Below are 23,938 nucleotides of genomic sequence, written 5' to 3' on the forward strand. Positions count from 1 at the left end.
GAGCGGATACACCGTCTCCTACTCGGCGTCTCCGGCCGAATCGGTCACCGGTTGCCCGTCGCCCCGTGCTTCGGACGCGTCGGGGAGCGCGGATTGTTGCGCCGCGTCGAGGTCGGCCACCCCGGTGATCCGGTGCACGGCGAACCGGTGGACGGCGGCCCGCGTGGCGTCGTAGCCGGTCATGTAGCCGCCGTCGACCCGGGCGGGTTCCACGATCCGGCTGCTCGCGCGGCCGTCGGTGTCCATATAGCCGATCCACACCCGGCGCCCCTTCTCGGCGGCCGCGGTGAGTGCCGCGAGCGTCGCGGCGGTCGCGGAGCGCGGCGGCGCGGCGTCCGGTGCCGGGACGGGGTGCCGTACCGCCGTCGCGGCCTCGTCGCCCGCGCGGACCGCCCGTACGGCCGCCATGCGCAGCGCCGGCCCCACGGCCGGGGGCTCGTCGAGCTCGCGCGCGAGCGACCGCTCTTCGGCCCGGCGCGCCTCCGGCCCGGTGAGCCGCATCGCGCCCGACCCGTCCTCGGGCACGGGGTGGTAGCCGAGCTCGTTCAGCCGGTCCAGCAGCGTGGCGCGGGCCGCCCGGCTGGCGACGACCGTGGGCGCGAGCCGCACCAGCATCAGGTCGCCGGTGCGGCGGTCGCCGAGCAGTTCGTCCAGCACCGTGGGCTCGTCGCAGCGCAGGTAGCTCGACGCGGTGCCGACGCGCAGCCGCCCGTGCCTGCGCGCCACATCGTCGATGAGGTAGCGCAGCGCCTGCGGCACAGGGGTCTGGGAGTGGCGTTCGAGGAGGGCGGTGATGTCGGCGGCGCCGCGTCCCGCGTCCAGTGCGCGGCGCAGGGAGGCGTCGGTGAACCGGTAGACGGTAGCGGCCCCGGTGGACTCCACGTCGGCGGCCAGCGCCAGCTCCCGCGCCAGATCCGGCACGAGCGGACCCGGCGCGACAGCGGTGAGGTCCCCCTGGACCAGGATGTGGGCCAGCGGCGTGGGCAGCTCCGCGGCCAGGAGCTCGACGGCGCGGGAGTGGTCGCACTCGGCGACCGGCGTGGCGCTGTCGGCCGCCTCGTCCAGCAGTGCGCGGGTGTGCGGAGCGATGACGCCGCGGCCGGTGAGGCCGAGCAGGGCGGCCTCCCGCAGCGCGGCCTCGATGAGCTCGGTCGTGCCCGGCCCCTGGCGGCGCGGGCGCAGCCAGGTCAGGAAGCCGACGACGGCTTCGGTGGTCGGCGCCGTTCCCTCGGGGGCCGTGGCGAGCGCGTGCAGCACCTCGCGCCGGATCTCCGGGGCCGAGCGCCGGTCCAGGCCCTCACCGAGGACGCTGCGTGACCGCCCCCGCGCGTCCGCCGACGCGCTGAGGGACGCGACCCGGGTCGTGCGCAGCCACGCCTCGGCCAGCCGGAGCCAGCGCCGTTCGGGGTCCGATCTGCGCCACAGGTCGTAGCCGGGGGTGGGCAGCCACTCGCCGCCCACCTCGGCGTCGGCGGCCAGCAGTCCGGCGGCGTGGGCGGTCTCGATGAGCAGAGCGGCGGTCGGCCCGTCGGTGTCCAGGCTCTGCGCGGCCCGGCGCAGGTCGCGCACGCCCAGGCCGCCGCTGCGCAGCACGCCGGGGGGATCCGCGGCCCAGCGCTCCAGCAGTTCCTCGATCGAGCGGATGACGGTGAACGCCTGCCCGGCGGCGGCCCGGGTGGCGCGGTCGGGGTCGACCCGCGCGCCGGTGAGCGGTGGCGGATCGGTCGCGATGTGCTGGAACAGCCGCCCGCCCCGCAGGGCCAGTCCGACCTCCCGGGGGAGGGTGACGGTGTCGGGGGAGGTGGCGACCAGGAGGCCGCGCGCGAGCAGGCGGTCGATGGGGGAGGCGGCCGTCGCTGTGGCGATGTCTCGGTCGGCGCCTGACGACACCGTGCCGTCGGGGGGTCCCCACGCGAGTCGGTCCAGGACCTCGCGGGCCCGCGGGCCCGCATCGGTGATCGAAGCGGAGAGCCGTTCGGGGGTGGCGGCCGCGGCGATCCGGGAGGCGGGATCGCCCGCGCCGCCGGGATCCGCGGTGCCGGTGTAGCCCGTGGGCAGGCCGAGGTCGGCGGCGAGCCGGTCGAGACGGTCGGCCGAGAGGCCGCCGAGCAGGACGCGTAGCGGCGGGCCGAGCCCGGCCGGCCGGGTGAGGATGTCGCGCAGCACCGACACCGGGCGCAGCCGGTCGCCGTCCACCCAGACCAGCGCGGCGCCGTGGAGGCGGGACAGGGCCTCCTCCAGCCGCTTGTCCGGGACGTCGAGGGCGGCGGCGAGCTGGTCGCGGCCGACCCCCGGCGTCGCGCTCGCCCGGTCGTCGCCGAGCGCGACCAGGCCCTCCAGGACACACAGCGTGAAGCGGTCCAGCTGGTCCAGGACGCGCAGGACAGCGGGTCGCGAGACGGCGCGGGCGGCCAGCGCGCCGATATCGGCGGGGACGGGGCTGATGAGATCCGGGCGCGCCTCGAACAGCGCGGCCAGCTCGGTGTCGGACAGGTTCCGCAGCCATGAGGTGAATGTGGGCAGCCGCCCCTCGGCCGCACGCCCCGCATCGGCGTCGTCGATCATCGTTCATCACGCTATGCCATCCCTCTGCCATCCGCGCGTTCGCGGCCGCGCCGGGACAGGGGCGCGGGCCGGGGGTCGCGGTCGACGGAGATTTCCTGGGCCATGGACGATCTTGGGGCACTATGGGGCGTATGACTGAGCCGGAGCGTGCGGAGCAGCTGGTGCTGGCGTACCTCGCGCGGGTCGGGGACGCCGCGTATGGCCGACTCCCCCACCGGCAGCGCACCAGGTTCGTCGGCGATCTGCGCGGGCGCATCAACGCGGCCTGTGCCGCGGCCGACGCGCGCAGCCCGGAGCGGGTGCGGCGGATTCTGCGCGAGTTCGGCGATCCGGAGGACGTGGTTCGGCGGGCCTGCCAGCGGAGCGCGGGCGCGGGCGGCGACGAGGTGGACGGGGCCGCACCCGGTGGTCCCGCGGACGGGGGTGACGCGGCCGAGAGCGCGCCCAAGGAGGGGGGATGGGCGGGGTCCGAGCGTCCCATGCCCGCCCACCGCGTCCACCGGGATCCGCCGCCGTGGCGGGGCGGTCCGGACCGGAGCTGGCTGCGCGGCGCGTCGAGCGGTCGCTCCGGCGCTGGCGCGGGTGTCTCCCGCGACGGGGGACCGGGGCCGATCGAAGCGGTCCGCCGTTTTCCGGCGGAGGCACTCACCATCGGTATCTACCTGCTCAGCGGTCTCATCGGCGGTATCGCGGTCCTCTGGCTGCTGGGTGCCGTGCTGGCGGTGCTGAGCCGGGTCTGGTCGCGCGCTGACCGGTGGGTCGCGGTCGTGGTCCCGATCGCCGCGACGGTCGCGGGCATGGCGCTGTGGCGGGGGGAGGCGCCCTATGTCGACCAGTTCATCATGGCGTCGCTTGCGGACACGGGCGCGATCGGGCTGCGCGTCGCGGCGGTCGCGTGCGGGGTATACCTCGCCGTGCGGCTGACGCGTCTGACGCGGCTCGCCGGGGTATAGGCAGCCGCGAGGGCGCTGTCGCAGGGCGGGATCGCCTGGTGGCGGGCGGTAACGGTCATCGACCGGCAAATCCTCAGGAATATCGTGGTTGACCTGCGCATTTCTGTGAGTGGCGGGTGAGACGTCGGGTAATGATGTCCATGCGTTCCGTTCCGGTTTGGTCCGGGTTGCGGGCGCGATTGACGCGCATGCGACGACATCGGCGTGCCGCGTCAGCGGCATTGACGGCATCCTGGTCCCGCCGGGTCCCGTCCCATAACTCCGCAACCAGCGGCGACGGGGATCGTTGTCAATGGAGAGGCCCGGAGATCCGCGTCCGGGCCTCTCGTACGCCCGCTCCGGGGAGGCCGTGAACTCCGTTGGGTTGGCCGGTTATGGCCGTTTCTTTGCGGTGATTTGCGGCTTTTCGCGGCGGTTAGTCTCTCGCTCGATACGCTCTGTGGGCACTAGCCTTAAAAGGTCCCTATGGGAAGATAGGGCGCAAGGAGGCCAAGCGGACATTCGGTGCTGAACGCGGCCGATCCGCGCGGCCTCCTTCCTATTGGTCCGACGGCGAGAGCGTGAGGTCACACACGTGCCCACCGGCAAGGTCAAGTGGTACGACAGCGACAAGGGTTTCGGTTTTCTCACCCGTGATGACGGCGGTGAGGTCTTCGTGCATTCCTCCGCGCTGCCGCAAGGGGCCACCTCCCTGCGCCCCGGGCAGCGCGTGGAATTCGGTGTCGTCGAAGGGCGCAAGGGGGCACAGGCGCTCCAGGTGAAACTTCTCGATACCCCCCGCTCGGTCTCCAAGGCCCACCGCAAGAAGCCGGACGAGATGGTGATTATCGTCGAGGACCTCATCAAGCTCCTCGACGGCATCTCCACGTCCTACCGCCGGGGCAAGCACCCCGACCGCCGCGAGGCGGCGAAGATCGCCCAGGTGCTCCGCGTCGTCGCCGACGACCTGGAGGCCTGAGAGTTCCCCGCCCCCGGGCGGCACCCGAGCGCCGGTGCCTCCCGCGGCCGAGCACGTCACCCCGCGAGTGGAATCCGTGCCCCCGAGGCACACCCGCCCATCGACAGGAAAGGCAACCACGTCGGCCCGCCCGATGCCCGGATAGGGTGAGCCCCGCCACTTTTTCGGTGGCGGGGCGTGCCATGACGCCCTCAAGTCGGCGTAACGGTCGACTATCGATCGGTGTCATGGTCGAGTCGGGGGTCGCAATCAGCGAAAATGGAACTGTGAGCCGTAGCCGTCGTTCTCCCACACCAGACAAGGCCTGCATCGAAGCGGTCGATTTGGCCCGCTCTGTGGCCGCCGAGATCGGGCGGCCGGAGTGGATCGGCGACCACCTCGCCGCGCACGTCGAGGGTGATCGTCTCGTCACCCATATCTTCGACTGCCTCGACCCCGCCTACCCCGGGTGGCACTACGCGGTCACCGTGGTGCGCGCCGCGCGCGCGAAGAGGGTCACGGTCAACGAGGCCGTGCTGATCCCCGGCGCCGAAGCCCTCATCGCGCCCGAATGGGTGCCCTGGAAGGAGCGCCTGCGCCCGGGCGACCTCGGCGTGGGCGACCTGCTGCCCACCGAGGCCGACGACGCGCGCCTCATGCCCGGCTTCGCCCAGGTGCCCGAGGGGGAGCTCGACGAAGAGGGCGTCGACCAGCAGATGCTTTGGGAGCTGGGCCTGGGCCGGGTCCGCGTCCTGTCGGAGCTCGGCCGCGAGGCCGCGGCCGAACGCTGGTACAACGGCGACGCCGGACCGCGTAGCCCGATCGCCGCCTCCGCCCCCGCCAAGTGCGCGACCTGCGGATTCATGACCCCTCTCGCCGGTGAGTTCCGGCAGATGTTCGGCGTGTGCGCCAACGAGTTCGCGCCCGACGACGGCAGGGTCGTCTCGCTGGACCACGGCTGCGGCGCCCACTCCGAGGCCGCGCGCCCCGCCCCCCGCCCCGAGCCGGTCGCCCCCGTCGTCGACGAGCTGGGCTACGATCACATCGTCTTCGACGACACCACCGAACTGGAGCTCGTCTCCGCCGACAACTGACGTCTCCGCCCGCCGCCGCATCGCCAGCCGCCGAGGTCGCTCCGCGTGATCCGGCGGGTGTACCGCGGGCGGAGTCGGCCCTGGCCCGCCTCCCTCCCCAGCTCAACCCCAGCCGGAAAACCTCTTTCTTAAACGTCCCCTGGGTCGCGTACCGTAGTGCCGCACCTACTCTTAAGAGGTTGATTCATGTCCCAGACATCGGACGACCCGTTCGGCACGGCCGAACTTCGCCGACGTGTCCTCGATGGCTGGGCCGACGCACCGGCGCGCTTCCGTGAGGACGCCAACGCGGAGGAGGACTACGCCCTCGGCGGCTACCGCGACCGCGTCGTCGTCGAACTCGCGCAGAACGCCGCCGACGCCGCCCGCCGCACGGGCAGCCCCGGTCGGCTTCTCCTCCGGCTCAGCGACCACCAGTTCATCGCGGCCAACACCGGCGCCCCGCTGACCGCCGCCGGCGTGGAGTCCCTCGCCACGCTGCGCGCTTCCGCCAAACGCGACGACGCCGCCTCGGGCGGCTCCACCGGGCGCTTCGGCGTCGGTTTCTCCGCCGTGGTCGCCGTCAGCGACGACGTCACCGTGGCCTCGCACGAGGGAGCGGTGCGTTTCGACCGCGCCGACGCCCGCGCCGAAGTCCGCGCCCTGCTGCTCGAACCCGGTCGCGCCCAGCCCGAGCTTGGCGAGGAGTTCGAGCGCCGCGGAGAGCAGGTGCCGCTGCTCCGGCTGCCCTTCGCCTGCCAGTCGCCCGTGCCCGCGGGCTACGACACCGCGGTCACCCTCGTACTCCGCGATGACGACGCCCGCGACCGCCTGCGCACCCAGCTCGCCGAGACCAGCGAGGCGCTGCTGCTGGCCCTTCCCGACCTCGCCGAGGTACGCGTCGACACCGGCGACACCGAGCGCGTGCTCACCCGCGAGTCCGGCCCGGGCGCGGACGGCACCGGCGAGGTGATCACCCGTGTCCGCGACCGCACGGGGGAGCACCTCACCCGATGGCGCACCGTCACGCGCTCCGGCCGCTTCGAGCCCTCCCTGCTCGCCGACCGCCCCACCGAGGAACGCGCGCGGCTCGACTGGACGCTGACCTGGGCCGCCGCCGTGACGCCCGATGGCCACGTCGCCGAGCTCCCCTCCGGCGTCGAGCGCGTCGTGCACGCGCCTACCCCCAGCGGCGACGAACTCGCCCTGCCCGCGCTGCTCATCGGGACCTTCCCGCTCACCCCCGACCGCCGCCGCATCGCCCACGGCCCAGCGGCCGAGATGCTCACCGGCGAGGCCGCCGAGGCCTACTGCGACCTGCTCTGCTCGTTCGACGCCCGCCCCGCCCTGGACCTCGTCCCGGTCACCGCGCTGGGACGCGGCGAGTTCGACGCCAGGTTCCGCGCCCACGTCGCCAAGGCGCTGCCGGACACCCCCTTCCTGCGCACCAGCGAGGGCGACCCCATCCGCCCGCGCGACGCCGTGCTGCCGGAGGGCGGCCCGGAGGTCACCGCGGTGGTCGGCGCGCTCGTCCGCACCGCCCTGCCGGGCCACTGGAACCCGCGCCACCCGGGGCTGGCCCAGCTGCGGGTGCGCCGCGTCGGCTTCGCCGAACTGGCCGACCTGCTCGCCGACCTCGACCGTGAGCCCAACTGGTGGGCGCGGCTGTACGCCGCACTGCGCGCGGCCGGGCGGCAGGGCGCCGACCTGGGCGACCTCGGCGCGCTGCCGGTCCCGCTGTCCGACGGGCGGCTGGTGCGCGGCCCGCGCTCCCTGCTCGTACCGGTGGGCGATCTCTTCGGCGCCGACCAGATCGACCCGCGCACGCTGGACCCGCTCGGCCTGCGGATCGTGCACCCCGAGGCCGTCGACCCGCTGCTGGTGCGGCTCGGCGCCATCGAGGCCAACGAGGCGGCGGTGCTCACCGACCCGCAGACCCGCGCGGCCGTGGAGAACTCGCTGGAGGCGGACAACCCCGAGGAGATCGCGTCGGCCGTGCTGCGGCTGGTGTCCGCCTCCGGGACCAGCACCGACGACGCGCCCTGGCTGGCCGAGCTCGCCCTGCCGGACGACGACGGCGGGTACTCGGTCGCGGGCGAGCTGCTCCTGCCGAGCAGTCCTCTGCTGGACATCTTCACCGACGACGCGCCGTTCGGTGTGGTCTCGACCGACGCCGTGGAGCGCCACGGTTCCGACGCCCTGCGCGCGGTCGGCGTGCTCGACGCCTTCCACCCGGTCCGCGCCGAGGACGTCACGCTGGGCGCCGCGCTCGAACACGACGATCTTCCGTTGGACGGCCTGGAGGAGTGGGCCGAGGAGGTCGCCGAGCGGACGGGCGCCGCCGACATCCCGCCCGTGGTCCCCGAACTGGTCGGCGTCGCCGACCTGGAGTTCGTCCGCGAGGACCGCTGGCCGCAGGCGCTGGAGCTGCTGAACGGGTCCCGCACGCGCGGCGCGATCGTCGAGCCGGCGCGGGTGCTGCGCGGCGACGGTCGCGCCGTGGACGTTCCCTCCTACACGGCCTGGTGGCTGCGCACCGGCGCGGTCCTGGACGGTCGCTGCCCGGTGGAGTTGCGGACCCGCGACGCCGCCCCCGCGCTCACCGGCCTCTACGACCCCGCCCCCGAGAGCCTCGACCCGGCGTTCGCCCGGGAGATCGGCGTGCGGTCGAGCCTGGAGGCCCTGATGGCCGAGCCGGACGGCCCTGATGACCTGCTGGAGCGGTTGGCTGACCCGCAACGCCACGTCGAGCGCCGGGCGCTGCGCGAGATCTGGACCGCCATCGCGGCGGTGGACCCCGACCGCGTCTCCCCGCCCGAGCGCATCCGCGCGGTACGCGGCGGCGCCATCGTGGTGGCCGATCCCGAGGAGACCGTGGTCGTCGACGCCCCTGACCTCCTGCCGCTGGTGGACGACCGCCCCGTCGTCCTCGTCCCCGCCGAACACGCCGTGGCGATGGCCGACGTCCTCGACATCGCCCTCGCCAGCGAAGTGATCCCGGGCGAGGTCGCCTCAGCGGGCGAACTCCGCCCGATCCCCAAGGCCGTGGGGCTTTTCCTCGACGTCGACGTGCACACCTACCTGCACCACGACGAGCTGCGGGTCGATGGTGTTCCCGTGGAATGGCGCTGCACCGGGGGCGCCCTGCATGCCGCTACCGCTGACGGTCTGGCCCGGGCGCTGTGCTGGAGTGCTGGTCATTGGTCCAGCCGTCACCTCATCGCGGCTGTTCTCCGCGATCCCGCCGAGGCCCCGGCCCTCCTGGCCGAGACCGACCTCGACTAGCGCCTCGCCCGCCCTTCCTCCTTCGATATCGCCGAGATCAACGGAGGGAGGGCGGCGTCACCGCGTTACGCGGAAGAAGCCTTCGGTGATCAGCGAGCGCAGCACGTCGGGGGTGCGGGCGCGGACCGCGGCGGCGTCCTGGTCGGTGAGTTCGGCGATCGCGTCGAGCAGCGGGCCGACGGGCATGGTGCCGTCGCAGACGCTCGCCAGCGCCGCCTCGATCGTGCCGACCTGGGCCACACGGTGCAGGCCGCCGCGCTGGCGGAGCAGGATCTTCTCCGGATCCGGCGCGCCCGGCGTGCCGATCCGCTCCTCCACCACGTGCGGCGCCAGCGCCACGTGCGCTGACAGCAGGGCCGCGTCGGTCAGGCGGCGGGCGGTCATCGCGCCGTCGACCACATCGGGCAGGTAGCGGCCGACCGGCTGCTCGATCTCGTGGCGCAGCTCCTCCACGCGCACGGCGGCGTCCTGGGCGGCATCGTTGCGCACGGAGATCCAGCCGAAGCCGATCCCCGTGACGCCCTCCCGCTCGAAGTAGTCCAGCCAGGCGTCGTAGCGGCGGGTGTACTCGGGGGTGCCGTGCTCGCAGGAGTCGCGCAGCCACAGCTCCACGTACTCCGCCGGGTCCTGCACGTCGCGCTGGACCACCCAGCCCGAGCACCCGGTGCCCGTGACCCATCCGCCGACCCGGTCGCGCCAGTCCTCGTCCTTGACGTGCAGCCAGTTGGCCAGGATCTGGATCCAGCCGCCATCGGTGAGGTGGTCGGGCGCCTGCCGGATGATCTCCGCGCACACCGCGTCCCCGGACAGGTCGGACTCGCGGTAGGTGTAGCGCGCCGAGCCGGGCGTGATGACGAACGGGGGATTCGACACGATGAGGTCGAACCGCTCCCCGGCGACCGGCGCGTAGAGCGAGCCCTGGCGCGTGCTCACGTTGTCCACACCCGAAAGCGCGCAGCTGATCTCGGCGAGGTGCAGGGCGCGCGGGTTGACGTCGGTCGCGCACACCTCGGCGGAGCGACCCGCTAGGTGCAGCGCCTGTACGCCGCAGCCGGTGCCCAGGTCGAGCGCGCGGTCCACGGGGCCGTCGACGATCAGCTTCGACAGCGTGGCCGAGGCGCCGCCCGCGCCCACCACGTGGTCCGGGCGCGGGCTGCCGTGACCGGGGCGGACGGTGGGGTCGGAGACGACATAGCCAGCGCGGGCGCCGCCGTCGCGCCCCTCGTCCACCTCCCACGGCGTCAGGTGCACCAGGGCGTGCACTTTTCCGCCGTCCACGGTCAGGAGCCCGGCCTCGGCGAGCTCGGTGACGGGGAGGATGCCGCGCGCGGCCTTCTCCGGGATCGGCTCGTGCAACCACCACAGGCGCAACAGCATCCCCAGACGTTCCTCGCCGCCGGTGGCGCGCAGGGCGGGGACGAGCTGCTCGCGGGCGAGCGCCCGGGCGGCCGTGTCACCGAGCCGGTCGCGGACGCCGGAGACGGTGTAGTCGGCGTCGATCAGGATGTGTCGCAGGCGGTCGGCGAGACGTCGTGGGAAAGGGCGGAGCGATTCAGACACCCGCCCATTATCGAGCAGAAACGGCGGAGAAGTGTGAGTGGTACGCCGGGCCGAAATTCACCGTCGCGCCCGTGTCTCCCGGAGCGCCGAGCGGGCGGGCCTGCCGTGTGCCAGGGCGTGGAACAGCCGGGCGCGGGACAGCCGCACCCGAACCCGCCGCTGAGTCGGGCCGACGGGCGATCGAGATCACGTATGGCGGCGATCACGCGTGGTCACGAGTCCTCCCGCGGTGCCCCGTCCTGTTCCTGTCGCCCGGCGCGCTCGCGGCGCCTGGCCGCGCCGCGCTCCTCGGCCTCCCGGCGTTTGCGCTGTAGGCGGGGGATGTAGAGGAAGGCGAACACGCCCAGCGCGATGCCCACGGCGCAGACCCAGACCCACCAGCGCTCCGACTCGGGCAGCTTCTCACCCATCGCGACCAGCACGACGAGAGCGACGAACCATGCCGCGGTGCCCAGGGCCGTGGGCACGCGGTAGTCACTCTCCATGACTTCGGGGTCGGGCTGACGGGGTTTACGCACGGTTTCAGGCTAATCGATCGGGGGGTCACCGCCGTCGAAGCGAAACCCCGGGTGTTCGTATGTTTCTCTGAATCATGGATGATTCCTCCGGTTACGAGTTGTAGGAAGACTCAACTACGCTGACGTCGTCATCGTGCCCAAACAGGGCGAACTTCTCGGCTTAACCCGAACAGGGCAGGTTCAACCGCGTGAACGCACCGTCCAGATCCACAGCACTGCAGTCACCCTCGGCGCACAGCGGAGGTTTCAAGGCACGCCTCGACGGCTACTTCGGGGTGTCGGTCCGGGGCTCGAACTTCCCCCGGGAGATCCGCGGCGGCATGGCGACCTTCTTCGCCATGGCCTACATCGTCGTCCTCAACCCCCTGATCATCGGAACCGCGCCGGACAAGAACGGCGACACCCTGGGCATCCCCCAGGTCGCGGCCGTGACGGCGCTGGTGGCGGGGATCGTCTGCGTCCTGATGGGCGTCGTCAGCCGCTACCCCTTCGCCATCGCGGCGGGCATGGGCCTCAACGCGGTGGTCGCCTATGTCCTTGCCCCGGTGATGACGTGGGCCGACGTCATGGGCCTGCTGATCATCGAGGGCGCCATCCTGCTGGTCCTCGTGCTCACCGGGTTCCGGACCGCCGTCTTCGCGATCATCCCCGGCGATCTGAAGGCCGCCATCTCGGTCGGCGTGGGCCTGTTCCTCGCCCTGATCGGCTTCGTGAACGCCGGGTTCGTCCGCCCGGGCGAAGGCACACCGCTCCAACTCGGCACGGGCGGCCTGGACGGCTGGCCGATCCTCGTCTTCGTCGTCGGGCTACTGCTCACCATCGGGATGATGGTGCGCCGGGTCAAGGGCGCGATGCTCATCGGCATCATCTTCGCGACCATCCTGGGCATCGTGCTGGAGACGGTCGGCAGCATCGGCCCGCGTGCGGGCGCGGACGGCGAGGTCGCCAACGAGGTCGGCTGGTCGCTCACGGTCCCCTCGATCCCCACCTCCCTCGGCCAGCTGGTGTCCGTCCCGGACCTGAGCCTCGTGGGCCAGTTCGACCTGCTCGGCAGCTGGTCCAGCGCGGGTGTGATCACCGTGGTCATGCTGCTGTTCACCCTGCTGCTGGCCGACTTCTTCGACACCATGGGCACCATGGTCGGCGTCGCCAACCAGGCCGGGCTGACCGACAAGGACGGCAACATGGCCCACACGCGCGAGGTGCTCGTCGTCGACGCGATGGGCACGATCCTCGGCGGCGTCGGCTCGGCGTCGGTGAACACGGTCTACGCCGAATCGGCAGCCGGCGTCGGCGAGGGCGCGCGGACGGGCATCGCCCCGATCGTCACCGGCGCGATGTTCTTCGTGGCCATGTTCTTCACCCCGCTCGTCGGGCTCGTCCCCTTCGAGGCGGCCACGCCGGTGCTGGTCGTGGTGGGCTTCATGATGATGACTCAGGTCACCCGGATCGACTTCAGCGACCTGGGCATCGGCATCCCGGCCTTCCTGGCGATCGTGATCATGCCCTACACCTACTCGATCGCCAACGGCATCGGCGCCGCGTTCATCGGCTACGCCTTCATCCGGCTGGTCCAGGGCCGCTGGCGGGAGCTGAACCCGCTGCTGTGGGTCGTGGTCGCCATCTTCCTGGTGCACTTCGCCGAGTCGCCGATCAAGGCGGTCCTGGGGATCTAGGCGGCGGTTGGGCCCTGCGGCCGCTGGGCGGCCTTGTCGGCGATCAGTCCCCCTGCCGCACCCCGTGATAATCACGGCGAACGTCGTTGATTCTGCCCGATTCGCCCTCGCGAACCCCGCGATCATCCCGCGGAGCGCGGGGCAGTCCGGGCAAAAGCGTGCGCGGGGTGGCCGCTTCTCCGCAGCGAAGGGAAACCCGGTCAGCCGTGATCCCCGGGGGAACCGCGGGAGAAATAGGGTGCGGCGCGACATCGTTAGCAAAGGTAATGAGTGATGCTAATGATTCGATCACCTCTCTCCCAGCAGACCCGGACGGACGCCGGGCTGGCGGCGGTGCTCCGGGTGGCGGTGGGGCGGCTGGCGCGGAGGCTGCGGGCGCAGCGTCCCGACGCGAGCCTGTCGCTCGGGCAGGGCGCCGTCCTGTTCACCCTCGCGCGGCACGGGCAGATGACCCCCGGTGCGCTGGCCGAGCACGAGAAAGTGCAGCCGCCGTCGATGACCCGGATCATCGCGGCGCTGGAGGCACGCTCGCTGGTCCGCCGGACGCCCCACCCGGACGATCGCCGACAGCAGCTGGTGGACCTCACCGACGAGGGTCGGGCCGTGGTTCGGGAGGATCAGCGCAGCCGCGAGATGTGGCTGGCGCGGCGCCTGGCCGAGCTGCCGCCCGAGGACAAGGAGACGCTGCGCGCCGCCGCCCGGATCCTGGAACGGCTGAGCCAGGCGTGACGGGCGCGGTCGACGGGACCGCCCCCGCCCCTGTCGCATCGGCGGAGTCCGCGGGCTGCGCCGATGCTCCTTCATTACCGGCCGCGGCCCGGACCAGTGCCCTGGCGGAGGGCGACAGCGCGAGCCCGGGGGAGGAGGCCCGGTTCCCCGCGCCCGGGCGTCCCGCTTCGGGGTCCCGCTCGGGGACCGGGATGTTCCGCTCGCTGGCCAACCGCAACTACCGGCTGTTCATCTCCGGCCAGGTCGTCTCCAACACCGGCACCTGGATGCAGCGCATCGCCCAGGACTGGCTGGTACTGGCGCTTAGCGACGGCAGCGGAGTCGCCCTGGGCATCACCACCGCCCTGCAGTTTTTGCCCATGATGCTGCTGGGCCTGTGGGGCGGGACGCTCGTCGACCGCATGTCCAAGCGCCGCCTGCTCATCGGGACGCAGGCCGCCATGGGCCTACTGGCTCTCGGCCTCGGCGTACTCACCGTCGCGGGCTACGCGCAGGTGTGGCACGTCTACCTCTTCGCCCTCGCCCTCGGAGCGGTCACCGTCCTGGACAACCCGGCTCGCCAGTCGTTTGTCGAGGAGATGGTCGGCCGCCGCGACCTGCCCAACGCCGTCGCTCTGAACAGCGCGAGCTTCCAGCTGGGGAGGGTCGCCGGACCCGCCATCGCCGGGCTGATGATCGCCGCCGTCGGCAGCGGCGTGGTCTTCCTCGTCAACGCGGTGTCGTTCGCGGGGGTCATCCTCGGCCTGGCGCTGATGCGCCCGACTGAGCTGCACGTCACCGAATCGGTCCCGCGCGCCAAGGGTCAGATCCGGGAAGGGCTCAGCTACATCCTGGGCCGCCCCGACCTGCTCCTGCTGCTCGGCATGACCGCGTTCGTCCAGCTCTTCGGCGCCAACGTGCAGAACCAGATCGCGCTGATCACCAAGAACGAGTTCGAGACCGGCCCCGCCCCCTACGGGATCGCGGCCGCCGCGCTCGCTGTGGGCGCCCTGACCGGGGCGCTGCTGGCGGCCCGCAGGGAGCGGCCCCGGCTCAGCGTCATCCTGGCCGGCGCCTCCGTGTTCGGCGCCCTCCAGATCGTGGCCTCGCTGATGCCGGGCTACCTGGGGTTCGTGCTGGTGCTCTTCCCCACGGGCATGGCGTTCATGACGTGGACCACCTCCCTCAACGCGCACTTCCAGCTCAGTGTCGACCCGGCGCTGCGGGGCCGGGTCATGGCCATCTACATGCTCTTCTTCCTCGGTATGACGCCGGTTGGGGCGCCCATCGTGGGATTCCTCGCCGACGTGTTCGGTCCCCGGACCGGACTCGCGCTCGGCGGGACGGTGAGCGTGGCCGTTGTGCTCCTCGTCGCCGTGCTGCTGGCGCAGCGGCTGGGCGTACGGGTCCGGCTGAGCCCCGCGTGCCGTCCGTTCCTTCGGGTCACCCGGGCCCCGGCGGCAGAGGACGCCTGACCCTTCCCGCCACTCCGACGTTCCCGGGCGCCCCTGGCGCGCCGAAACGGCACCGAGGCGCGGGAAAGCGTTCCAGGTGGGAACAAAAAGGGCAGATAACGCCCGATCAGCGGCGGCGGCGACCCGATGGAGGTGGCGGATGCGGCTTTTCCTCGCGATCGATCCCCCGGACGACCTGCTGGAGCGTGTGGCCGAGGCGGCCCACGCGCTCCGGTCCGACGGTGACGGGCTGCGCTGGAGCCAGCCCGCCGACTGGCACCTCACCCTCGTCTTCCTCGGTGAGATCTCCGACGAGCGGCGGTCGCTCCTGGAGCAGCGCTTCGCCGCCGAGCTCCGGCACCATCAGCCCCTCTCCCTCGCGGTGCGCGGGGCGGGCACCTTCCCCGGCGACGACACCCGGGCGCGCGTGTTGTGGGCGGGGTTCGAGGGCGACATCGGCGCGCTCGGCCGCCTCGCCGCTGACCTGCGCCGCGTCGCCCGCAAGTCCGGGGTGCCGATCGAGCACCGTCCCTACGTGCCGCACCTCACGCTCGCGCGCAGCCGCGTCCCCGCCGACGTCAGCCGCCACCGCTGGGTCCTGCGCTCCCTGGCCACTCCGTTCTGGACGGCGGACAGCGTACGGCTGCTCCAGACCATCCCCGGCGGGTCTCCCCGGTACCGAACCGTCGCCACCTGGCCATTAGGCTGAAACGGCCCCGCACACCCCACAGCAGACGAGTAAGGCCGGACCAATGAGCATGCTCACCAACAACCGCAAGCAGCGCTGGCTCCTGCCCGTTGTGCTCGCGGCGATCATGCTCATCGTCGTGGTCGGCTCGCTGCTGGGCTGACGGCGGCACGGTCGCGCCGACCCCCTGCCGCTGCCCGCGGCCGCCGCGGCCGCCGCGGACCACCGGCCAGCCGCGCGCCGTGCCTCAGGCCGTGGCCGCGACACGCGCGACCGCACGGGCGACAAGGTCGGCGTTGTCCGCCGCCTCCGCGCCCTCCGGTGTGCGCAGCGTGTCCTCCAGTCCGATGCGGATGTCGTGCCCGGCCTCGATCGCGGCGTCGAGCACCGGCCAGGCCGTGTCGTCCTGCCCGTGCAGCAGCCGCGGAAGCTCGATACCGGCACGGTCGAGGATGGCGGCGATGGCCGACGCGTTCTCCAGCGCCGCCTGGGTTGTGGCCTGCGTGGGCTCGATGAGGACCGCGCTGAACTCCTCGGCCAGGCCGCTGGCGGCCAGAATGCGGGCCGCCTCGACCGTCCACACCCCGGCCTCGACCCGCACCCGGCGGTCCAGCAGGAGTCGGGCGACCTCCACCGACCCGGGCTCGTGCAGGTTCACCGTGGCCGAGTCCGGCAGCGCGCCCCAGCGCTGCACGACGTCGTAGCGGCGCCATGGGTCGGGTTCGGCCGAGAGGGCGGTGGTCACACTGATCGGCACCCCCGGGACGGCCGCGCGCAGGCGCTCCAGCAGCGGCGTGAGGACCTGGGGATCCAGTGCTTCGGCGCCCCGCTTGTCCCGCGGGTGGACATGGATCTCGTCGGCGCCGCTGTCCACGGCCGCGCGGGCATCCTCGGCTACCTGGTCCATCGAGATCGGCAGGGCGGGATGCGCACCCGGACGGCGGTCACCGTTGAGGCAGGCGACGATTCGCATGGTCTTCCTCTCGCCTCGGGTGCTCGTCGTATGCGGAGCATGCCCACAAGGCGTGGGTTGCAAGCCATGGTGCTTGCGGTGCGATGGGAAGATAGCGGACATGAGGAAACGCGCCGTGCTGGCCCTCCCCATCATCTGCGCGGTGTTCTCCGCGACGCCCGGCGCCGCTGACGTCACCCCCGCACCGTCCGGACCCTCGCCGGAGGAGTCGGGCGGCAGGAACGTCCCCGAAGGCTCCGAGATCCGCTTCCGCATCGACGACCCGCGGATCCGGGAGTCCAGCGGCCTGGCGGCGTCCCGGCGGCACGAGGGCGTGTTCTGGACCCACAACGACAGCGGCGACTACGGGCCCGAGATCTACGCGGTCGACGAGGACGGACGCGTGCTCGCGACGGTCACCCTGACCGGGGACGGTGTGGAAGCGCGCGACTGGGAGGCCATCGCGATCGGCGAGGACGACGACGGCACACCCGCGATCTACGTCGGGGACATCGGCGACAATTTCAACGGCGGCTGGCCGAACGTCCGCGTCTACCGGATTCCCGAACCCGCGCGGCTCACCGACCAGGCCATCGCGGCAACGACGTTCACCTTCACCTATGAGGACGGTGGCCGCGACGCCGAAGGCATGATGATCGACCCGCGCGACAACCGGCTCTACGTCATCAGCAAGGAGATCGGCGGGGGTGTCTACGCGGCCCCGGACGCCCTCGACCCCGAGGGCGGCAACACCCTCACCCGCATCGACTCCGCCCCGCTGTACCCCACCGACGCCGCCTTCGCCCCCGACGGCTCCCAGTACGCCATCCGCACCTACTGGGGCGCCACCATCTACGACGCCACCGACGGGGTCGACGGCCGGATCGTCGACCGGATCAGCCTCCCCAAGACGGAGCAGGGCGAATCCCTGACCTACCTCCCGGACGGCAGCGGCCTGCTGGCGGGCTCGGAGGGCGCCTCCAGCCCGGTCTGGTACGTCCCGCTGGCCGGTCTCGCCTCCGCGGCCCCCGAGCCCTCCGGTAGCCCGGACTCACCCGAGGCCGAGCAATCTCCCACCGAGGCGGAGTCAGGCGGCGGCGCCGCCCTCCTCATCGGCTCGGGCGTCGTGGTCGCCGCGGTGCTCATCGCGGGCATCGTCATCCTGGTCCGACGGAGCTGACGAAGCCGGCCGATCTACTCCGGACGGGGGAAGCGCTTGGTGTCCACCTCCAGGTCGAACGGTTCCGGCAGGTAGAGAGGATCGCCGAACCTCACCGTGGTGCGCTTCAGGTATGCGCCGTCCTTGGGGGTCTCGTAGAGGAAGGATGCCGCTCCTTCTTCCGCCCAGCTGTCAATGAGGAGGTAGAGGGGCACGGGGGCGTGAGCATAGCCCCGAAGCTTTTTCCTGCGATCGGCCTCGGCACTGCTCTTCGACACGATCTCGACGACGAGCAGAGCGTCCTCCGCAGGGTGCGGGTTGGAAGGATCACCTTCGACGGCGTCTTCAGGGATCACGACGAGATCCGGAATGTACACCTCGCCCAGGGCGGGAATCCCCACACCGAGAGTTTGAAACACGCCAAGGTCGTCCGGCGCTGCCTTCGTGAGGGTCCTGTGGAGAAGGTGCGCAATGAAGTTATGCGGCTTGGACGGCGGAGCCATTATGGTGATCTTCCCATCGACGATCTCGGCCCGCCAGCCGTCGGGCACATCCAGCTCTAGCCAGGTGCGCAGCAGTTCGTCGGCCTCAAGGAACCCCCCGTCCGGGGTGGCTTCCGCCATAGCAAGACTCATTTCGCCACTCACCTCCGAGCCGGAAGCGTAGTGAACACCGCTCCGGTTTTCCCGTCGTTTCCACAGAATAGAATCAGACCGCGACGAACGCACGGGTCGGGAGTTCGAGCCTCGGACTGATCGTGGGTTATATGCCAGCGACGGGACCGTTGCCCGACCCCACCAGGCCGGGTCACCCCTCCTGCATGTAGATCTCGCGGGCCAGGAAGGCGTGGCGGGAGTGGTCGCTGAAGACGCCGTCGACCCCGGTCTGGAAGAAGAGCTCGTACTCGGCGGCGAAGCCGCCGTAGGCCCTGGCGTCGTCGCTGGAGCGGAGGCTGGCCGGGAGGAAGTGGTTCTCGCTGCGGAAGGTGTAGGGGTGGACGAGGAGCCCAGCCTCGTGGGCGTCGTCGACGAGGGTGGTGGGCTCGGTCAGGTCGCCGTTGGCGTCGCGGCCGATGATGGAGTTCTTGTTCGGGCCGATGGCGTGGGCGAAGGTCGCCACCTCGGCCAGGCCCTCGGGGGTGAGGTAGCGCTGCCAGTGCTCCTCGGTGCCCATCAGGAAGACCAGCGGCAGCTCGTTTTCGGCCAGCTTCTTCAGGCTGTCGGCCTCGAAGGACTGCAGGAAGACCGGGACCTCCGGCTCCGGTCCCGTCAGGCCGTGCTCGCGCAGGGTCGTGATCAGCGGCGGCTCCAGGTCCAGGCCGATCGAGACGTGGTACGCGGGGTGCTTGGTCTCCGGGTAGATCCCGATCGGGCGGCCGAGCTCGCCGGTGAGCCGTTTGGCCAGCGCGATGATCTCCTCCAGGGTGGGGATCTCGTACTCACCGTTGTGCGCGGCGTTATCAGGACGGATGTCGGGGATGCGCTCGGTGGCGCGCAGCGTCTTCAGCTCGTCGAGGGTGAAGTCCTCGGTGAACCAGCCGGTGTGCTCCTCGCCGTCGATGACCCGGGTGGTGCGGCGATCGGCGAACTCGGCGTGCTCGGCCACGTCGGTGGTCCCGCTGATCTCCGGCTCGTGCCGCGCGACCAAGCGACCGTCCTTGGTCGCGACCAGGTCGATCTCGATGAAGTCGCCGCCGACGCGGGCCCCCAGCTCGTAGGAGCCCAGGGTGTGCTCGGGGCGGTGGCCCGAAGCACCGCGGTGCGAAATGATCTTGATGCTGGGTTCCTGCTTGTTCCTGCGCACAGCCGAATCCATCCCCCGCGGGCCCGCAAGCCCGATCTACCCCGACATGATGATGACCGGCCCAGACGACACCGGACCGGCCATCATGTCTATACGTTTCCCGGCGGTCAGGCCAACTCGCCGACGACGTGGTCGACGCACTCGGTGAGCGCCTGCACGTCGGCCGGCTCGATCGCCGGGAACATACCGATGCGCAGCTGGTTGCGGCCCAGCTTGCGGTACGGCTCCGTGTCGACGACGCCGTTGGCGCGCAGCGTCGCCGCGACCGCGGCGGCGTCGACGTCGTCGCTGAAGTCGATCGTGCCGACGACCTGCGAGCGCTGCGCGGGGTCGACCACGAACGGGGTGGCGAACGACGCCTTCTCCGCCCAGGTGTAGAGGATCTGCGAGGACTCGGCGGTGCGGCGCACGGCCCAGTCGAGGCCGCCCTGGCCGTTCAGCCACTCGATCTGCTCGGCGAGCAGCAGCAGGGTCCCCACGGCGGGGGTGTTGTAGGTCTGGTCCTTGCGGGAGTTGTCGATCGCGGTCGGCAGGGAGAAGAACTCCGGCACGTAGCGTCCGCTGTCGGCGATCTCGGTGACCCGCGCCAGGGCCCGGGGCGACATGAGCGCGATCCACAGCCCGCCGTCGGCGGCGAAGCACTTCTGCGGCGCGAAGTAGTAGACGTCGGCCTCGGCGATGTCGACCGGCAGGCCCCCGGCGCCGCTGGTGGCGTCGACGAGCACCAGGGCGTCGTCGGCGGCGCCCGCCGGGCGGCGGATCGGCGCGGCCACGCCGGTGGAGGTCTCGTTGTGGGTGAGCGCGTAGGCGTCCACCCCGTCCTCGGCGCGCGGCTCGCCGTGCGTGCCGGGGTCGGTGGCGATGACGGTGGGCTCGGCGAGCCACGGCGCACCCGAGGTGACCTTGGCGAACTTCGAGGAGAATTCGCCGAACGACAGGTGCTGGGACTTCTCCCGGACCAGGCCGTGTGCGGCGATGTCCCAGAAGGCGGTGGTGCCGCCGTTGCCGACGACGACCTCATAGCCGTCGGGCAGTGAGAACAGGTCCGCCAGCCCGGAGCGGACGCGTCCGACGAGGGACTTCACCGCCTTCTGCCGATGGGAGGTGCCGAAGTAGGTCGACCCGGACGAAGCGAGGGCATCCAGTTGCTCGGGACGGACCTTCGACGGGCCGCAGCCGAAACGTCCGTCTTTGGGCAGGAGGTTCGCGGGAATCTGTATTTCGGTCACGCGGACAGGGTACTTGCCGGGGTTGTCGCGCCGCAGGTGAGGGGGTGGGCCTCCAGGGGGTGAAGAAGGGGGGATTCCGTGCTGAAAATCCCTTTCTGCGGAGTTCGTCGAGTGGAAGGTTAATTCCACCGCGGAAATGTGTGCCGAGAAGTGACGGGACACCGCGACGTCACATTCGGAGGGTGGTTGTGCGGGTAGATGACGGCGTGCTGCTGGCGACCGCGCGCCCGGCGTCGCGGGGTCGGGCGCTGGTTGTCCGCCTCCCGGCGGGGTCGCCTCGGGCGTGCCTAGACGCCCTCGGCCAGCGCCTCCTCGGCGCCGGGGACGGTCGACAGGTCCCGCTCCGCCGGACCGATATAGCGGGCGCTGGGCCGGATCAGCCGGCCGGTCCGCTTCTGCTCCAGGATGTGCGCCGCCCACCCGGCGGTGCGGGCACTGGTGAACATCGACGTGAACAGCGCCGGGGGGATCTCGGCGAAGTCCAGGACGACGGCCGCCCAGTACTCCACGTTGGTGGCCAGCACCCGGTCGGGCTTGCGCGCGTGCAGCTCCTCCAGGGCGGCGTTCTCCACGGCCGCGGCGACCTCGAAGCGGGGCGCGTCGAGCTCTTTGGCGGTGCGCCGCAGCACCCGCGCCCGCGGGTCCTCCGCCCGGTAGACGCGGTGGCCGAAGCCCATGAGCCGCTCGCCCTTGTCCAGCGCACGACGGACATAGGTGCGGGCGTCGCCGATGCGCTCGGTCTCGTCCAGCATGTGCAGCACGCGCGCCGGGGCGCCACCGTGCAACGGGCCGGACATCGCGCCGACCGCGCCGGACAGCGCGGCCGCCACGTCGGCTCCGGTGGAGGCGATGACACGGGCGGTGAACGTGGAGGCGTTCATGCCGTGCTCGGCGGCGGAGGTCCAGTAGGCGTCCACCGCCTTGACGTGGCGCGGGTCCGGCTCGCCGCGCAGCTCGATCATGAACCGCTCGACCACGGACGTGCCCTGCTCGGCGCGGCTTCGCGGGACGCGCGGCGCTTCCCCGCGCGCGGTGCGCGCGATGAGGGACAGGGCGGTGGCGGCGGCGCGGGCGAGGTTGTCGCGGGCTTCGGCGTCATCGATGTCCAGCAGCGGTTTGAGGCCCCAGCGCGGCGCCAGGGTCGCCAGGGTGCTCTGCACGTCGACGCGGACGTCGCCGGTGCGCACAGGGTCGTCAATGGGGTCGGGGAAGGGAAGCCCGGGGCTGAAGTTGTCGTCGACCAGCAATCCCCATACCCGCCCGAAGGTCACCCGCCCGACGAGGTTCTCGATGTCGACGCCGCGGTACCGGAGGGCGCCGCCTTCCTTGTCGGGTTCGGCGATTTCGGTCTCGAACGCCAGGACTCCTTCGAGCCCGGGTCTGAAGTCCGACATATCGGCTTCCTCCGTCTCCTCGGTCCAGCGGATAGACGCGTCCATCCATTGAACCGGTAGGGGATTTTCCGATGACGGGTGAGGTGGCGGTTACGGGCCCCTTATAGGGTGGCGCCTACCCCGCGGGTCGTGTGAAGATGCTTCACTGTGAACCATTTTGACCCTGCTGAGCTGCGCGAATCCTATGGCCGTTCACCACTGCGCCGCTCCGACCTCGTCCCGCACCCCATGGAGCAGTTTCACACGTGGTTCACACAGGTACACGGATCCGGAGTGGTCGAGCCGAACGCGATGATCCTGTCGACCGTCGAGCCGTCGGGCGCGCCCCGGGGCCGCACGGTCCTGATGAAGGGCTACGACAGCTCGGGGCTCCGCTTCTTCACCAACTACCGCTCGCGCAAGGGCCGCGCCCTGGAGGCGGACCCGCGTGTCTCCGTGGTCTTTCCCTGGCACCACATGTCCCGTCAGGTCATGATCATGGGCCGTGTCGAACGTCTCAGTGACGAGGAGAACGACCGCTATTTCCGGTCCCGCCCCCGCGGGTCACAGATCGGGGCGTGGGCCAGTGAGCAGCAGTCGGCCCCGGTCGAGGGCCGGGCGGAACTGGACGCGCGCTACGAGCGGATGCGCCACGCCTGGCCCGACGACGTCGAGGTCCCCCGGCCCGCGTATTGGGGCGGGTACCGCGTTCACCCAGCTGAGGTGGAGTTTTGGCGGGGCAGCCCGGACCGGATGCACGACCGGTTCCGCTACCTGCTGGTCGAGGGGGAGCCGTCCGACGGGAAATGGGTGATCGAACGCCTCTCTCCTTGACGGTGTCCCCGCCTCCCGAGCCGCGCGTCTGGTAATCATCGGACCGCCGTGATATCAGGGGTTTCCGGTCGCGCCTTAGATGTGGTGCGGTGCACACCTCGTGGAATCGGCGTGTCGCCTGCCACGCTATGATGTAACCATCGGTGGCCGCTCCCGCGGCCAGGGGCGCACGGGATGGGCATCGACTCGGGGATCGGGTCAGCCGCCCACGGAATCCGCCGCCACTGGCCCGTGTTGAGAGTTCTACCGTTGTCAACTCTCAACGGGCCCATGATGGGAGGGAGAGCCTTGACCGCACACGGCCTTATCGACACCACGGAGATGTATCTCCGTACGATCTTCGAGCTCGAAGAAGAGGGCATCGTGCCGCTTCGGGCGCGGATCGCGGAGCGTCTCGCGCAGAGTGGCCCCACGGTCAGCCAGACGGTCGCCCGCATGGAGCGCGATGGTCTGCTCCGGGTCGAGAACGACCGCCACCTGGTGATGACCAGCGAGGGCCGTCGGCTCGCGACGCACGTCATGCGCAAGCACCGACTGGCCGAACGCCTGCTGGTCGACGTCATCGGGCTGCCCTGGGAAGAGGTCCACGTCGAGGCGTGCCGCTGGGAGCATGTCATCTCCGAGGCCGTGGAGGAGCGGCTGGTGCGGTTGCTCAACGCCCCCTCGGTCTGTCCGCACGGCAACCCCATCCCCGGGCTGGACGAGCTCGGGCTTGAGGACTATTCTCCCGAGCCTTTCACCGACGACTCGATCGTGCCGATGCTGGACGTCGCGAACGGCACGGAGACCAAGGTGACGGTGCGGCGGATCAGTGAGCAGCTGCAAAGCGACACCGATGTGATGCTGGATCTGAAGCGTGCCGGGGTACAACCCGGGAAGGAAGTGACGCTTCTGCTGAGCGATGAGGGCGTGCGCGTGATTGGTGGTAGCGACAGGGATGGCGAGCGCAGCGAACTGGATCGGCATATCGCCGGCCACGTTTTCGTCGCCAAGCCATAACTACGTCGCGGGGTGCCCCAGGGTGTCCCGCGATGCCGGAATGTCGCGTTGTTAAGCGGAGATCTCCATGCGGGGGCTATGCTCATGCCATGGCCAGGGCCGGTCGGCATGATCTCTCGTTCGCCCGTCCCGCAGGGGCGATGTGGATCGCGCAGGGCATCGTGAAGACGGT

Annotated in this window: 19 protein-coding genes; 11 read left to right on the top strand and 8 right to left on the bottom strand. The window is 71.4% G+C overall.

The genetic code is table 11. The features are described from left to right. Positions 1–18: 18 nt before the first annotated feature. Positions 19–2,565 carry a helicase-associated domain-containing protein gene (locus ABD259_RS02585; protein ID WP_344159923.1) on the bottom strand — a complete coding sequence of 849 codons (2,547 nt, stop codon included), beginning with the start codon at positions 2,563–2,565 and terminating at the stop codon, positions 19–21. Positions 2,566–2,696: 131 nt separating this feature from the next. On the opposite strand from ABD259_RS02585, the gene ABD259_RS02590 reads away from it, so the two are divergent. The 4 genes from ABD259_RS02590 (at position 2,697) to ABD259_RS02605 (ending at position 8,813) form a co-directional block, all read left to right on the top strand. Further along, positions 2,697–3,518, top strand: a complete 822-nt coding sequence (locus ABD259_RS02590; RefSeq protein ID WP_344159926.1) for an HAAS signaling domain-containing protein — start codon at positions 2,697–2,699, stop codon at positions 3,516–3,518. Between the two features lie 574 nt (positions 3,519–4,092). Further along, complete coding sequence (locus ABD259_RS02595; RefSeq protein WP_344099392.1) at positions 4,093–4,476, top strand: cold-shock protein; 384 nt, start codon at positions 4,093–4,095, stop codon at positions 4,474–4,476. A gap of 266 nt (positions 4,477–4,742) precedes the next feature. Further along, a complete protein-coding gene (locus tag ABD259_RS02600) occupies positions 4,743–5,549 on the top strand; it encodes a DUF3027 domain-containing protein (protein ID WP_344099390.1) in 807 nt (268 codons plus the stop codon). Positions 5,550–5,735: 186 nt separating this feature from the next. After that, entirely contained in the window at positions 5,736–8,813 is a 3,078-nt protein-coding gene (locus ABD259_RS02605; protein ID WP_344099388.1) for a sacsin N-terminal ATP-binding-like domain-containing protein, read from the top strand. Between the two features lie 57 nt (positions 8,814–8,870). Here the strand turns inward: ABD259_RS02605 and ABD259_RS02610 are convergent, their stop codons facing one another. Together ABD259_RS02610 and ABD259_RS02615 are read right to left on the bottom strand one after the other, a co-directional pair. Then, entirely contained in the window at positions 8,871–10,373 is a 1,503-nt protein-coding gene (locus ABD259_RS02610) for a DUF7059 domain-containing protein (protein WP_344099386.1), read from the bottom strand. A gap of 212 nt (positions 10,374–10,585) precedes the next feature. Beyond that, positions 10,586–10,891, bottom strand: a complete 306-nt coding sequence (locus ABD259_RS02615; RefSeq protein WP_344099384.1) for a DUF2530 domain-containing protein — start codon at positions 10,889–10,891, stop codon at positions 10,586–10,588. A gap of 188 nt (positions 10,892–11,079) precedes the next feature. Between ABD259_RS02615 and ABD259_RS02620 the strand changes: the two genes are divergently transcribed. From ABD259_RS02620 to thpR, 4 genes are all read left to right on the top strand, one after another. Continuing rightward, the gene (locus ABD259_RS02620) at positions 11,080–12,567 is read left to right on the top strand and encodes an NCS2 family permease (protein ID WP_344099382.1); all 1,488 of its coding nucleotides are present in this window, start codon (positions 11,080–11,082) and stop codon (positions 12,565–12,567) included. Between the two features lie 279 nt (positions 12,568–12,846). After that, entirely contained in the window at positions 12,847–13,296 is a 450-nt protein-coding gene (locus ABD259_RS02625; protein WP_344099380.1) for a MarR family winged helix-turn-helix transcriptional regulator, read from the top strand. A 191-nt stretch (positions 13,297–13,487) separates the two neighbouring features. Then, on the top strand, positions 13,488–14,750 hold the full coding sequence (locus ABD259_RS02630; protein ID WP_344099378.1) for an MFS transporter: 1,263 nt from the start codon (positions 13,488–13,490) through the stop codon (positions 14,748–14,750). A 139-nt stretch (positions 14,751–14,889) separates the two neighbouring features. Continuing rightward, positions 14,890–15,438 (top strand): RNA 2',3'-cyclic phosphodiesterase, encoded by a 549-nt coding sequence (gene thpR / locus ABD259_RS02635; protein WP_344099376.1) that lies wholly within the window; start codon positions 14,890–14,892, stop codon positions 15,436–15,438. A 226-nt stretch (positions 15,439–15,664) separates the two neighbouring features. Here thpR and ABD259_RS02640 read toward each other — a convergent pair whose 3' ends face one another. Continuing rightward, the gene (locus ABD259_RS02640; protein WP_344099374.1) at positions 15,665–16,390 is read right to left on the bottom strand and encodes a 3-keto-5-aminohexanoate cleavage protein; all 726 of its coding nucleotides are present in this window, start codon (positions 16,388–16,390) and stop codon (positions 15,665–15,667) included. Positions 16,391–16,490: 100 nt separating this feature from the next. On the opposite strand from ABD259_RS02640, the gene ABD259_RS02645 reads away from it, so the two are divergent. Beyond that, positions 16,491–17,549, top strand: coding sequence for a hypothetical protein (locus ABD259_RS02645; protein WP_344159929.1), 1,059 nt, complete (start codon positions 16,491–16,493; stop codon positions 17,547–17,549). A 14-nt stretch (positions 17,550–17,563) separates the two neighbouring features. Here ABD259_RS02645 and ABD259_RS02650 read toward each other — a convergent pair whose 3' ends face one another. From ABD259_RS02650 to ABD259_RS02665, 4 genes are all read right to left on the bottom strand, one after another. After that, complete coding sequence (locus ABD259_RS02650; RefSeq protein ID WP_344099370.1) at positions 17,564–18,151, bottom strand: Uma2 family endonuclease; 588 nt, start codon at positions 18,149–18,151, stop codon at positions 17,564–17,566. A gap of 184 nt (positions 18,152–18,335) precedes the next feature. After that, positions 18,336–19,331 (bottom strand): glycerophosphodiester phosphodiesterase, encoded by a 996-nt coding sequence (locus ABD259_RS02655; protein WP_344159932.1) that lies wholly within the window; start codon positions 19,329–19,331, stop codon positions 18,336–18,338. Positions 19,332–19,438: 107 nt separating this feature from the next. Next, positions 19,439–20,560, bottom strand: a complete 1,122-nt coding sequence (serC, locus tag ABD259_RS02660; RefSeq protein WP_344159935.1) for a phosphoserine transaminase — start codon at positions 20,558–20,560, stop codon at positions 19,439–19,441. A 287-nt stretch (positions 20,561–20,847) separates the two neighbouring features. Then, positions 20,848–21,954, bottom strand: a complete 1,107-nt coding sequence (locus ABD259_RS02665; RefSeq protein WP_344159938.1) for a citrate synthase 2 — start codon at positions 21,952–21,954, stop codon at positions 20,848–20,850. Between the two features lie 147 nt (positions 21,955–22,101). Between ABD259_RS02665 and pdxH the strand changes: the two genes are divergently transcribed. Then, positions 22,102–22,767 carry a pyridoxamine 5'-phosphate oxidase gene (pdxH, locus tag ABD259_RS02670; RefSeq protein ID WP_344159942.1) on the top strand — a complete coding sequence of 222 codons (666 nt, stop codon included), beginning with the start codon at positions 22,102–22,104 and terminating at the stop codon, positions 22,765–22,767. A 288-nt stretch (positions 22,768–23,055) separates the two neighbouring features. After that, positions 23,056–23,766: an iron-dependent transcriptional repressor DtxR gene (locus ABD259_RS02675; protein ID WP_344099360.1), complete on the top strand. Its 711-nt coding sequence runs from the start codon at positions 23,056–23,058 to the stop codon at positions 23,764–23,766. Positions 23,767–23,938 lie beyond the last annotated feature (172 nt).

Source organism: Nocardiopsis rhodophaea (assembly GCF_039530945.1).
Lineage (GTDB): Bacteria > Actinomycetota > Actinomycetes > Streptosporangiales > Streptosporangiaceae > Nocardiopsis_C > Nocardiopsis_C rhodophaea.